Source organism: Paenibacillus sp. OK060 (assembly GCF_900101205.1).
Lineage (GTDB): Bacteria > Bacillota > Bacilli > Paenibacillales > Paenibacillaceae > Paenibacillus > Paenibacillus marchantiae.
In genome coordinates, this window is the sequence record NZ_FNFR01000005.1 from 42576 (window position 1) to 55718 (window position 13143).

14 protein-coding genes and 1 other annotated feature are annotated in these 13143 nt (G+C 47.3%); all 14 genes read right to left on the reverse strand.

Translation table 11 applies throughout. The features are described from left to right. Positions 1–437 precede the first annotated feature (437 nt). Positions 438–729, reverse strand: a binding site (T-box leader). Positions 730–787: 58 nt separating this feature from the next. Next, the gene (locus BLS14_RS18830; RefSeq protein WP_063566974.1) at positions 788–1297 is read right to left on the reverse strand and encodes a DivIVA domain-containing protein; all 510 of its coding nucleotides are present in this window, start codon (positions 1295–1297) and stop codon (positions 788–790) included. Between the two features lie 241 nt (positions 1298–1538). After that, positions 1539–2321 carry a YlmH family RNA-binding protein gene (locus tag BLS14_RS18835; protein ID WP_063566975.1) on the reverse strand — a complete coding sequence of 261 codons (783 nt, stop codon included), beginning with the start codon at positions 2319–2321 and terminating at the stop codon, positions 1539–1541. Positions 2322–2337: 16 nt separating this feature from the next. Further along, a complete protein-coding gene (locus tag BLS14_RS18840) occupies positions 2338–2607 on the reverse strand; it encodes a YggT family protein (protein WP_301290087.1) in 270 nt (89 codons plus the stop codon). A gap of 7 nt (positions 2608–2614) precedes the next feature. Then, a complete protein-coding gene (locus BLS14_RS18845; protein WP_063566976.1) occupies positions 2615–3082 on the reverse strand; it encodes a cell division protein SepF in 468 nt (155 codons plus the stop codon). Then, positions 3073–3774 (reverse strand): YggS family pyridoxal phosphate-dependent enzyme, encoded by a 702-nt coding sequence (locus BLS14_RS18850; protein ID WP_072734481.1) that lies wholly within the window; start codon positions 3772–3774, stop codon positions 3073–3075. Before BLS14_RS18850 ends, BLS14_RS18845 begins: the two co-directional genes overlap by 10 nt. A gap of 6 nt (positions 3775–3780) precedes the next feature. Beyond that, complete coding sequence (pgeF, locus tag BLS14_RS18855; protein WP_072734482.1) at positions 3781–4674, reverse strand: peptidoglycan editing factor PgeF; 894 nt, start codon at positions 4672–4674, stop codon at positions 3781–3783. A 51-nt stretch (positions 4675–4725) separates the two neighbouring features. Beyond that, positions 4726–5079: a YlmC/YmxH family sporulation protein gene (locus BLS14_RS18860; RefSeq protein WP_063567037.1), complete on the reverse strand. Its 354-nt coding sequence runs from the start codon at positions 5077–5079 to the stop codon at positions 4726–4728. A gap of 235 nt (positions 5080–5314) precedes the next feature. After that, entirely contained in the window at positions 5315–6097 is a 783-nt protein-coding gene (gene sigG / locus BLS14_RS18865) for an RNA polymerase sporulation sigma factor SigG (protein ID WP_063566979.1), read from the reverse strand. A gap of 111 nt (positions 6098–6208) precedes the next feature. Then, positions 6209–6931 carry an RNA polymerase sporulation sigma factor SigE gene (sigE, locus tag BLS14_RS18870; RefSeq protein ID WP_017687308.1) on the reverse strand — a complete coding sequence of 241 codons (723 nt, stop codon included), beginning with the start codon at positions 6929–6931 and terminating at the stop codon, positions 6209–6211. An 11-nt stretch (positions 6932–6942) separates the two neighbouring features. Continuing rightward, positions 6943–7923 (reverse strand): sigma-E processing peptidase SpoIIGA, encoded by a 981-nt coding sequence (spoIIGA, locus tag BLS14_RS18875; protein ID WP_090953850.1) that lies wholly within the window; start codon positions 7921–7923, stop codon positions 6943–6945. Positions 7924–8176: 253 nt separating this feature from the next. Further along, a complete protein-coding gene (gene ftsZ / locus BLS14_RS18880; protein ID WP_063566980.1) occupies positions 8177–9289 on the reverse strand; it encodes a cell division protein FtsZ in 1113 nt (370 codons plus the stop codon). 150 nt (positions 9290–9439) lie between these two features. After that, on the reverse strand, positions 9440–10723 hold the full coding sequence (gene ftsA / locus BLS14_RS18885; RefSeq protein WP_063566981.1) for a cell division protein FtsA: 1284 nt from the start codon (positions 10721–10723) through the stop codon (positions 9440–9442). A gap of 293 nt (positions 10724–11016) precedes the next feature. Continuing rightward, entirely contained in the window at positions 11017–11784 is a 768-nt protein-coding gene (locus BLS14_RS18890) for a cell division protein FtsQ/DivIB (protein WP_063566982.1), read from the reverse strand. 58 nt (positions 11785–11842) lie between these two features. After that, on the reverse strand, positions 11843–13126 hold the full coding sequence (gene murA / locus BLS14_RS18895; protein WP_063566983.1) for a UDP-N-acetylglucosamine 1-carboxyvinyltransferase: 1284 nt from the start codon (positions 13124–13126) through the stop codon (positions 11843–11845). Positions 13127–13143 lie beyond the last annotated feature (17 nt).

Below are 13143 nucleotides of genomic sequence, written 5' to 3' on the forward strand. Positions count from 1 at the left end.
TGTGTATGTTGGAGTCGGCCCTCATGCGGCTGTCCCCTTCGGGAACGCCGCAGGGCCTTACCGCGAGAAGGGAGTTGCCGGACGCTTCGCTCTTCCGGCGGTTGGCTCTCTTCTTGAGGCACCTTCGGGCCTCATGGGCGATCGCCTTGGCGAAACCCCGGTGCCGGACGCTTCGCTCTTCCGGCGGTTGGCTCTCTCCTTGAGGCGCCTTCGGGCCTCATGGGCGTTCGCCTTAGCGAACCCCAGTGCCGGACGCTTCGCTCCTCCGGCGGGCTGGCTCTCTCCTTGAGGCACCTTCGGGCCTCATGGGCGTTCGCCTTGGCGAAACCCCGGTGCCGGACGCTTCGCTCCTCCGGCGGTTGGCTCTCTCCCTGAGGCACCTTCGGGCCTCATGTACGTTCGCTACTTTTTTTGGACACAAAAAAACCTCATCCCTGGAAAGGGACGAGGTTGTGCTCGCGTTACCACCCTAATTCTGTTCATCACAAACCACATCCAATATAAATTGGGTATGCTCTGTCATCAACAGCGCTTATGCCCCGCTTAACTACAGCAGGGTGCCGATATAACGTTCGGCTCACGGTTTCGCTTACACACGGCCAATCCTTCACCGCTTCAGCGTCACTTCTCCGGGGAGATATTCGGCTATAACTCATCCATTGGCTTGCACCAAACGCCAACTCTCTGAGGGATGAGATCATAACGTACTGAACCCGTCATGGAATCACTATTCATTATGAATATAGTTATAGCCTCTTTACAGGCAAAAGTCAACCAGGCGGATAGACTAATAAATTTCCTTCATTTCCCGCTCACGGTCACGGACTTCCTGCTCCCGGCTCTCCAGCGCTTCCCAACCATCCTGAGTCAACAATTCAAGCTGTGCTTCCACAAGTGTACGGAAACGGGCACGATAGATAGACGCCTGCTTTTTCAGCTCTTCGACTTCCAAAGCAATTTTGCGTGATTTAGACAAAGATTCGTTTACGATCCGGTCCGCATTTTTCTCGGCTTCCTTCACGATCAACTGTGCTTCTTTTTTCGCATTGTTCTTCACATCATCCGCAGCTTCCTGCGCAATGATGATCGTTTTGCTCAGCGTCTCTTCAATCGTTGCAAAATGATCAAGCTTCTCCTGAACGGACAGCAACTGATTGCTCAGCTCTTTGTTTTCGCGAATGACGCCTTCATAATCTTTGATGACTTGATCCAGGAATTCATTGACCTCATCCTCGTCATACCCGCGCAAACGTCGGGAAAATTCCTTGTTGTGTATGTCCAGCGGCGTTAATGGCATGCTGTCCACCTCCTGTAAAAGTTCCTTCCCGGACTGAGAAGGTTTGCAGCATATGGGTTCCACCCAAGGGGCCGTATATGTGATGCCTAATCCTGGCACTAACACGGAATGCAGGATCAGACTCTGATCCTTTGGCGGTCCTATCAACCTTTGCACTTTAATGTATATCGGAAACACCGAATGTTTTTTGCACCTTTACCTTAAACATTTCGACAAGAAAGCGGGTTTTCCTGCAACACTCTTAGGCAAATTTGCCGATTTTTACGCGGCAGCGTCCCTTTTTGGTCAACCCATCCTGTTCCATCACCTTGAATCGACCAAATCCTTGAATGGATACCACATCTCCCGCTTTTAGCGCTTTGGACGGATCTTCCTCCACTTTCCAATTCACCCGACAGCGGCCAGCCTTGATCGGAACGAGAACTTTACTGCGGCTAAGCCGATACACATCTGCACAGATTCCATCCAAACGCAGGGAAGCCACGGTAATGTCCATCGTCTCCAGTTTGCTCTCGGACCATTTCAGCTGATCCAGTGCCAACAACTCCGTAAACACATGTACTCGATGCACCTGATTCAGTTGAAGCGATAAAAAAGCGCCGGTTTCCGACGCCACCACAGTATGGCACCCGTCCTCCAGCACTTGAATATCACCGATCTTGCCACGTTTCATGCCAAGCCCGAGCAGGGCACCCATATAGTCCCCATGCTCCAGCTCTTTGATTTTCTGATCGTCAGACGTAATGCTCATGACCTGCATACCCATATCTTCATCGTCCAGATATCGATAATCCGGTGCAATCAGCGCACGCTTACGTTCAGCTGTTTCATAACCACCATCCAGACGAATCTGTACATCATCTCGACGGTTCACAAGCGTTTGTAAAATAAAGGCCTGTCTGGGGTCAAGAAAGTCAGTTAGCTTCATGTCATGATACTTACCTGCACGTTCAACCCAGTCTGAGGCTTTATCCACAAAATCGCGCTCGTCATGACTAAAATGCTCGTAAATTTCACCGCTCATCTATGTTCACCCTACCTTAATATACAAAGTATCGGAGGATGGAGATCAGCCCATTAAGCGCGAGTTGAAGAACGATCAACGCCACAATCGGTGAAATATCCAACACACCGAACAAAGGCGGAATAAATCGGCGGAAAGGTCTTAAATATGGTTCTACAAACTTACCTAGCCATTCACCGATGAAGCTCTCCCGTGCGTTGGGAAGCCATGACATCAATATGTAGACAATGACCATGTAAAAGTAAATCTGGTATAACGTGTACAACACGCTTTCAATCTGATACAAAAGTGGCTCACCTCATTCTGTTATAATCTTGCTCGCTGTCAGCCAGTATTTCCGTAATTGATCCTTGAATTTCAACCGTATCTGGCGTACAGAGAAAAATGTTGCCGCCAATTTTTGAAATCCCGCCTCCCAGTGCATACACTGTGCCACTCAAGAAATCAATGACGCGAAGTGCTTGATCCTGACGCACCCGCTGCAGGTTAACTACAACTGTACGATGGGAGCGCAGATGGTCAGCAATCTCTTGTGCTTCGTCATAAGAACGCGGTTCATAAAGGACGACTTTAACATTTTTCTGGGAATGAATGCTCACCACATTATTACCCCTTTGGTTTCTACGTTTGTCTAGACTTGAGGTTTCAGCTTCCTGCTGATCAGGATCATGTTCCTCTTGTGCCGCCATACGCTCACGTTCCACAATCTCTTCCTCTTCCTGAAGCCCGAGGAAATTCATAAACTTATTCATTACGCCCATTGCGAACCCTCCTCTTTTCCTACGAGAATCGATCCAAGCCGAACCCAGGTTGCCCCTTCTTCAATCGCCACTTCAAAATCATTGGACATGCCCATCGACAACTCGGTCAATGGCTCCGCTGTCAAAGCTTGTCCATTCAAATGGTCTCTAAGCTCACGCAGTCCGCGAAATACGGGACGTGTAAGCTCCGGATCTTCCTCATGGGGTGCCATGGTCATCAGGCCGATGACCTTCAGGTTGTTGAACGAACTGATTTCACGCAAAAAGGAACTCGCCTGTTCAGGCTGCAAGCCATACTTGCTTTCTTCACCCGAAATATTCACCTGCAATAGTGTTTCCACCTGGATGCCAAGAGACGCCGCCTTTTTATCCAACTCCTTGGCCAGGGACAAACGATCCAGTGAATGTATGTAACGGAATTTACCGATGACGTCCTTCACCTTATTCGTCTGTAAATGACCGATAAAATGCCAGGTTCCCTGCTGACCGAATGCTTCCCATTTTGCTTGTGCATCCTGCCAGCGGTTTTCGCCAATATGCTCAAGACCGTGGTCCAGCACAGCTCCCGTTGTTTCAAGTGAGACGTATTTCGTGACAGCAATCACATTCACATCTTCACGTTGACGGCCACTGCGCTGACACGCGGCTTCGATCTTCTGATTTACCAGTTGTATACGCTCCTCCAATGACACAGAGGGTCACCTCTCTTCCAGCCCAATCCAGCTCGCCATTCTCCCGGTAATGCCATTTTCTTTACGATACGAGAAAAATAGCTCGGGATTGCAGCTTGTACACCAAGTTGTACATTCGATATGATCCGGCAATATTCCTGCTTTCATCATAATGTGTCGATTGCATTCTTTCAAGTTTAACATCGTTTTGCCATTTGTGGCAGGCCGATATACTTGATTAGATGCAGAGTTCTTGTATTCATCATTACCCGAGGAGTGGTCCAACCAAACCCGTACATGCTGCATAACCGCTTCATCCACTTCATAACAGCAATCCCCAATGGAGGGACCTATTGCAGCATGGATATCCTGTCTGCGACTTCCGTATTCCTGCTCCATCTTTTCGACCATCGATTCGGCTATACCGGCAACAGTACCTTTCCATCCGGCATGAGCAAGCCCCACCGCTTGTTGTACGGGGTCATAGAAATAAAGGGGTACACAATCTGCATAAAAGGAAGTCAGCAGCACACCAGGCACATTGGTGACCAAACCATCCGTATCCTGTAATGCAGACTGTCGATCCAGCAAACCTTTACCCCGCTCTTCAGCCGTGATTACAGCAACATGTTTACCATGTACCTGTTCTCCACAAGTCCAGGATTCCAAAGGGAAACCCAGCTTTTCAGCCACAAGTTTGCGATTACTCAGCACGTTAGCCGGATCATCACCCACATGATAGGCACAGTTTAGACTGGCGTAAGGTGTGCTTCCAACACCACCCTGCCTTGTCGTAAAACCGGCTTTCATATGCTTAAACTGCAATTTCCACGGCTCCACATATAATAACAACGGGTCAGGACCCCAATTTGAGTTCTGGCTTCCCGACCGTATTTCCTTATCCAAAATAAACGGTTCCATCTTCTCACCTCACAACTTCCAGTGTACCAAATGAACCCCGTTCTGTCTCGGTTATATCGTTCGACGCTGGTTCCGATTCAACCGTTCAATACGTTCCACCCGGTCCACCCGGCCGTTCTGCTCGTCATACAAGCGGGCTTCACGGTCACGCTCATCGTAGTTATTTTCCTTCATTTCATCCATTTTAACCAAAATCACATCCGAACCGATCTTCACAATGTTCCTCCAAGGGATGATTAGATCCGTTCCCCCGCCGAATAGCCCCATAAAACGGCTGTAACCTGGCACAACAATTGCTTCAATTCGTCCCTGCTTCAGATCCAGCTCCAAATCGCTAATCTGACCCAGACGTTTGCCATCCGTAATGTTAATAACATCTTTGGTTTGAAAATCCGAAATTTTCATCCCGCTACCGACCGGTTCACCTGTATTCACTTTCATTTGGTCCCGCCCCCCGATTAATCCGTTCTGCCCGTTCTCCGCTTCTATACAATATATGTTTCATACGCAAAAAATGTCCTCTTTTTCGAAGGAAAGGCAATGGAACAATTCCAAATCCCTCTGATGTCGAAATCCAAAAAGCAAAAAGACGATCAAAGGGATATTTCTTCCCTTTGATCGTCTCCTGGCTTACCCCTTGTTACGACTTAACATGTTTCTGCATTTGTTGTATCGCTGATTTCTCCAGACGGGATACCTGCGCCTGGGAAATGCCAATTTCATCAGCCACTTCCATCTGGGTTTTCCCTTCGAAAAACCGCATCGACAGAATCATTTTCTCCCTTTGACCGAGACGGTGCATCGCTTCACGCAGTGCAATTTCCTCAATCCAGGACACATCCTTGTTTTTGTCATCACTGATCTGATCCATCACATAGATCGGATCTCCACCATCATGATAGATCGGTTCGAAGAGCGAAACCGGGTCCTGAATGGCATCCAATGCAAAAACCACATCTTCCTTCGGCACATTCAGTACCTCAGAAATTTCAAATATCGTCGGTTCACGGGAATTTTTATTCGTCAGGCTGTCACGCACCTGAAGTGCTTTATAAGCAATGTCCCGCAAGGAGCGAGATACCCGAATTGGGTTATTATCGCGCAGGTATCGACGGATTTCACCGATAATCATCGGCACCGCGTAGGTTGAAAATTTGACATTCTGGGATAAATCAAAATTATCAATGGCTTTCATCAGGCCGATACATCCAACCTGGAACAGATCATCGACAAACTCTCCCCGATTGTTAAAGCGCTGAATGACACTGAGCACCAGGCGCAGGTTGCCATTCACTAATTTCTCTCTTGCTGAGCGATCATGGTGTTGCTGTAGGGAATGAAACAATTCCCGCATTTCTATGTTGGTGAGGACAGGCAATTTTGCGGTGTCCACGCCACAAATCTCGACTTTGTTTCGGGTCATCGTGACTTACCTCCCAAGGAGAAACATTAATGTACATTATCTCCGGGGCAGGCTATTTTATTCGCACTTGGCATCCTTGCCATTAATACCCATTATGAAAAATGCTCCTGTTCAGACCATCTTGTTGAACTCCTTTCGGAGTCTTTTAATGATTCTTTTTTCGAGACGAGAGATATAGGATTGGGAGATTCCAAGCAGATCGGCGACATCTTTTTGTGTCTTTTCCTCCCCATCCGTCAAGCCAAAACGAAGCTCCATAATCATTCGCTCACGCTCGGTTAATTTTTCCAATGCTTTATGCAAAAGCTTCCGGTCTACCTGTTCTTCGATATTCCGATAGATTGTATCGTTCTCTGTACCGAGTACATCGGATAATAATAGTTCATTTCCATCCCAATCAATATTGAGTGGTTCATCAAAAGAAACTTCTGTACGAATTTTACTGTTACGTCTCAGGTACATCAAAATTTCATTTTCTATACAACGGGAAGCATAGGTTGCCAGTTTAATTTTCTTTTCCGGGTCAAATGTATTAACGGCTTTAATCAACCCGATCGCACCGATGGAGACCAAATCCTCGATATTGATACCTGTATTTTCGAATTTGCGTGCGATGTATACCACCAGTCGCAGGTTCCGTTCAATCAGCATGGCACGGATCGCGGAATCCCCTGAAGACAACTTTTGCAACAAAAATTCTTCTTCTTCACGTGTTAATGGGGGCGGTAGCGCCTCACTGCCTCCGATATAATAAATCTCTTCACTTTTCAAACCAAGCAGAAATAATAAACGATAGTACTGCAGCTGCGCCACCAGTTTCCATTTTACAAGCATGTACGTTCCTCCTATACCACATTCAGCGGCTTTTCTGTTGCTCCCGCAGAGATAGCCGTAGACTGCGCAGAAGCAGCGTCTTGCACAAGCTCAGGGTGAATCACGGCCTGGTATTTTCCATCGGATGACAGTACGCCCCCGTCCAACCCTATTAATACCTTTGTCGTCTCATAACACATCTCATCCATCGTTACCTTCACCCGGTCTGGCTTCATCGCCAGCATAAACGCAGTTCCTTTGTTAATGCCTCGATAGGGTACAAGCCTTAAACGATCCTGCCAGTGGAAATCCTCCTGATCGAGCTCCATGATAAGGTTGTCCGGCGCCTCATCCTTCAACCTGCCCTTCCATGCAGCAGGCAGCATGTCTTGCCATAACGATACCTCCATTACCATGACGGGCATACGTGAAAGGGGGTCTGTGAGTTGATTTCCTGTATCCAGAAGGCCTGTACAAGAAATAGTCACATCATCAATAAAAACCTCCACTTTACCCAAGTACGTTGTCATTCGGTCTGTTTTTCGTTTCGTGCTCTGCACGGCTTTGAATAGAAAAAGCACGGCAAAAAAGACGACAAACGTGAACCAGAAGGCAATTTTCAAATCAAAAGACATTCCACCTGATGCCGTAAACCAAATGCCGTTGAACAATTCCCCAGAGCTTTGCAACATGTAGTGCACACCCAGAATTCCCCCTGCGGCGACAAAATTGATTACATAGAAGGTACCCAAGGTCCTCATAAATGCCTGAAGACCCTTAAACCCAAATGCAATACTCAGCATCACCAGAGACAATCCAAACTTGATCAAAAAGGTGAACATAAAATCAAACTCCGGTACAAACATCATGACTACGTACAGCGCACCCACGATCGCGGACAGCAACCATCTCCACCAGACCAGCTTCGTTTTGCGCATCCAGGCCGTCAGTCCGATGAGTGCACCGTCAATACACAGGTTCGTCAAAAAAATAAGATCCACATATACAACCACATTCTTCACCTGCCTGCGCGCAACATATCGAAATAACGTTATCCCGATATTCATGAGCATATTCACAAGTATAAGGAGCTCACTTTTCAAAGTCTGTCTAATCATGGGGGGATCGTTCCAACTTTTTTTGTCGGAATTGCTCAGACCCGTTGTTCAGAATTTGTTCAATACGATGTGATAGGATAATAAAAAACAAAAAGACCCGGTTACTCCTATCAGGAGTACCGGGTCTTCATTGAAATCTATTGGAGTATTAATCGTTGTTATTATTGCGTGAACGATTGCGCAAAAATGTCGGAATATCCAGCTGATCATTGCTCGGCTGATTTCCGAAAGGACGCAGGTTCGGCGAACGGTTATCCGCAGGCTCACTTGCTGGAGCAGGTTTGCGTCCAGGTGGAGGCGAAGCAGGCTTGTCCTCAAATCCGGTCGCGATAACTGTAACCTTGATCTCCTCTTTCAGATCCTCATCAATGATGGCACCAAAGATCATGTTCACTTCCGGATCGGAAGCTGAAGTAACAATCTCAGCTGCTTCATTGACTTCATACAGGGACAGGTTAATGCCACCCGTAATGTTCATGATGACACCACGTGCACCTTCGATGGACGTTTCCAGCAAAGGACTCATGATGGCTTTACGAGCTGCTTCAGCTGCACGGTTCTCGCCAGTCGATTCACCGATACCCATCAGCGCAGATCCACGCTCGTGCATGATCGTTTTGACGTCTGCAAAGTCAAGGTTGATCAGACCCGGTACAGCGATCAAGTCAGAGATACCTTGTACCGCTTGACGCAATACATTATCTGCTTGACGAAACGCTTCAAGCATTGGGGTCTTTTTGTCTACAATCTCAAGCAAACGATCATTTGGAATGACGATCAGCGTGTCCACTTTTTCCTTGAGAGCTTCAATACCTTGCTCTGCATGGCTGGAACGTTTACGTCCTTCAAATGTGAACGGGCGTGTTACAACACCCACGGTAAGTGCGCCGCACTCTTTGGCGATTTCGGCAATAACCGGAGCCGCACCTGTACCCGTACCGCCGCCCATACCCGCTGTAACAAATACCATGTCTGCACCTTTCAAGGTGTTCATGATCAAGTCGCGGGATTCTTCCGCTGCTTTTTTACCTACATCCGGGTTGGCGCCAGCGCCAAGACCACGGGTTAATTTATCACCGATTTGCAATTTATGCTCGGATTTCGCGAGGTGCAACGCCTGAGCGTCCGTATTTACCGTAATAAATTCTACACCTTGTACACCGTTTTCGATCATACGGTTGACTGCATTGCTTCCGCCGCCGCCTACACCGATGACTTTAATTTGAGCCAAGCTCTCCATCTCGAAATCAAATTCCAACATATTATTCCATCTCCCCCTCAATGTGCATGGATGGCCCGTCCAATTTTTGATTGAACCGAATCAATTTCATATATCGACGAACGAAAGCGTTTATTTTAGAACCAGCGCATTCAAACGGCTTCAAGAATTGTATGAAATGGATTCAACCTGTTATATAAATTCGCTGAACATATTTTTCAGCCGTTCGAACAGACCTGGTTTTTGCTCCGATTCCTGGGCCGCATTCGGCTTAGGACGGTTGGTCGGTTTTTTGTTGTTATTATTGTTGTTGTTATTTCCACCGCCGTTGTTGATCGAGGGACGAATACGCAAACTGCGGATTACACTGTGCAAAATGCCGACTCCGCTCGTGAAGCCAGGGTCACGCACACCGATATAATCCGGCACCGCAACTCGTACCGAAGCAGCAAGCTCATGCTGAGCTACCTGCAGAACACCCGGCATAGAGACCGTACCTCCCGTTAGTATATAACCTCCAGGAAGATCATTGTAACCAAGACGCTTCACTTCTTGAGAAATCATCTGGAATATTTCTTGAACCCTCGGTTCGATAATAGCCGCCAGATCCTCTTGAGAGAATTCCTTGTCTACGTTGCTGCCGATCCGTGTTACTTTGAACATGACATCCGCAGCAGCATCATCCAGCCATGCGCAGCCATATTTCAATTTTACCTTTTCGGCTTGATCTGTTAATGTGCGCAGACCATAGGCAATATCATTCGTTACAAACTCCCCACCAATAGGTAGCGTTGAAGTTGCAACGAGACTGTCTTCTTCGAAGATGGCGATGGTTGTAGCCCCTGCTCCGATATCAACAAGCACGGAACCCATCGTTTTTTCATCCTTGGACAATGCCAGCTGACCTGCTCCAAGTGACATGAGTACCAAATCACTTACTTTCAGACCCGCTTTTTCCACGCAGCGCAAAAGATTATGTATCGCGGTTTTTGCACCCGTAATGATGGTCGCCTCTACTTCCAGACGAACACCAATCATACCACGGGGGTCCTGTATGCCCTCCAAGCCATCTACAACATACTGCTTGGCTACAACATCAATAATTTCCCGTTCCGGTGGAACCGCAATCACTTCGGCTGCTTTCAACACCCGCTCCATGTCTTCTTCTCCGATTTCACGATCCTCGTTAGATACTGCCACGACACCGTGACTGCTCATCAGTCCGATATGATTTCCCGAGATTCCAACATATACTTCGGATATTTGAATACCTACCATACGTTCTGCATGATCCACTGCATTACGGATCGATTGCACCGTCTGATCGATATCTACGATTACACCTTTGCGAATTCCCTCCGAGTCGGCAGATCCAACTCCAATAATATTAAAGGTTCCATTATTCATTTCCCCAATAATAGCGCGAATTTTGGATGTACCGATGTCCAAACTAACAATGATGTCATTGTTGCTCAAGTCTGTGGCACCTCCTGACTCCAAATAGTAAAATACGTTCGGGTTTAAACACTCTTAAAATATATTCAACACACTTTAGGCTTTCCCTCTTTTTTCTACAATTTTTTTGGGTGCCAAGATCTGGTTGCGAGACATAAAACCTTGAAGAAAAAAGAAGGAGGCAACTCAAGTGCCATAAGTTCAAGTGTATCATTTTTTCTTCGTCTCAGAAAGAACAACTTTCATTGGATAAAAGGGGCTAAACCCCGATCCCGCCTGGTTTTGAATACTTCTCTACCGAATAAAGGCGGAAATCAGGGAGTTGCTCCTGGTTCAGCATCTTCTTCCGGGTTATCCGGAATGAAAGGCACGTACGTATCAGCCTCTAGCATCGTGATTTTCCCTGGCCGTTCCGTCTCAATGACCTGGTTAAGATACTCTACCTTATCGGACAATAGAGAAACAGTTGTAATCACTTCAAACTGTGACTTGGTATACATCCGAATCTGATCCGGGAATGAAGGTGTAGGATTCGGAATAATCTCTGAAATATCCGTCGTTAGTTCATTCGGGATCTTGGCCAACGCTTCACTCAGCTTGGCCTTGAGCGGATCGTCCGCCTTCCACTGGGTCAAAATCGGTTTCTCAACCGCAACGCCAATGGTGGCAGGAACCGTTAAGCTTGTCCCGCTTGCCAGTATGGCTTTTAGCGTACCGTCAGAACCAAGTTCATACGCAACCGTTGGATATTCCTGCACCTTGATAAGAATAGTACCCGGAAATTGTTTATCCACAGTTACGGTTGATATAGCCTTGATCGTTTTCAGTCGCTCAATCACATCAGCAGAGGTTGTCCCAAAAAACTGTTCGCCCTCCTTCAGACCGCTTTTCTCCAGCAGTTCCGAAGTTGTTGTGTATACATTACCCGTAATCTCAATTGCCGAAATCCGACTCATCGAAGAACGAAAAAAAAGTACAGCAAGTAATACAATAAAAAGAAGTAAAAGAATAAATACGATTTTACGGCTTGTGTTTCGTTTGGGCCGATTCTTCTTCAGAACCGGAATTTGACTTTTAGGCATAGGTCGCGCTCCACAAAGCCTCCGGCCCCCTTCCCTTAAGAAGGGGACTCAAAGGACGTTAATTGGCAAAATCCAGCTGCTTCGAAACGGGGGACTGTCGCTCAACCGAAGCTCCAAGACTCTGAAAGAGCTTCTCGATACGATCGTACCCTCTATCAATATGATGTACTTGCTCCACAACCGTTTTTCCCTGGGCAGCAAGGCCAGCAATGACTAGTGCTGCACCTGCACGCAGATCGGTTGCTTCCACTGTAGCCCCGTACAAACGGGGAACGCCACGGATAAATGCTGCATTCATGTCTACCGAAATATCGGCTCCCATGACATTCAGCTCATCCACATGTTTGAACCGACCCTCGAATACCGTTTCCTTCATCACACTGAAACCGTCTGCCAGACTGAGCAGCACCATAATTTGCGACTGCAGGTCTGTTGGAAATGAAGGATACGGAGAAGTCACAATGCGGTCTACTGATTTGGGACGGCTCATACAGCTCACCGTCATTATATCATTGCAGACTGTGATTTGAACACCAGTACGCTTCAACACATGTATAAGGGAAGTAAGATGAGCCGGATTGCAGTGTGTAAGCGTTACATTCCCTCTCGTTGCTGCGGCTGCAATCATCACCGTTCCTGCAACGATCCGATCAGGTATAATTTCGTAAGAACAAGGCTTGAGTTTCTCCACACCATTAATGGTGATCGTATCCGTTCCAGCACCGATAATCCGTGCACCCATTGCATTCAGAAAATGTTGCAAATCCTGTATCTCAGGTTCTCTGGCTGCATTAAATATCGTTGTTGTACCCTCAGCCGTAACAGCAGCCATCATAATATTTTCTGTGGCTCCTACACTGGGGAAATCCAGATGAATGTCTGTACCCACCAGCTTGCGCCCGCGGCATATGATCTGCTGATCCAGCTCTTCAATCGAAGCTCCGAGCGTCTCAAGGCCCCGAAGGTGAAGATCAATTTTACGTTCCCCAATGGCACAGCCACCTGGCTGGTACACGGATACTTGCCCAAACTTAGCCAGTAATGGTCCCATTAAAAAAATGGAAGAACGCATCTGCTTCATGAGATCCTCAGGCACATCATATGACCGGATGGACGATGTATCTATCGTCACTGTTCCCTGTTCATGCCGACACGTGCATCCAAGTCGTTCCAGGATATACAGCATCACTTCAATGTCCAGCAAGTGTGGAACGTTGTGCAGCGTAACTTCTCCGTCTGCCAACAAACTTGCGGCCATAATCGGTAAAGCGGCATTTTTTGCTCCATGGATGCGTATGGATCCTGAGAGGGGTTTCCCGCCTTCAATCACCAATTTGTCCAATGTATCACCTCCGGGGT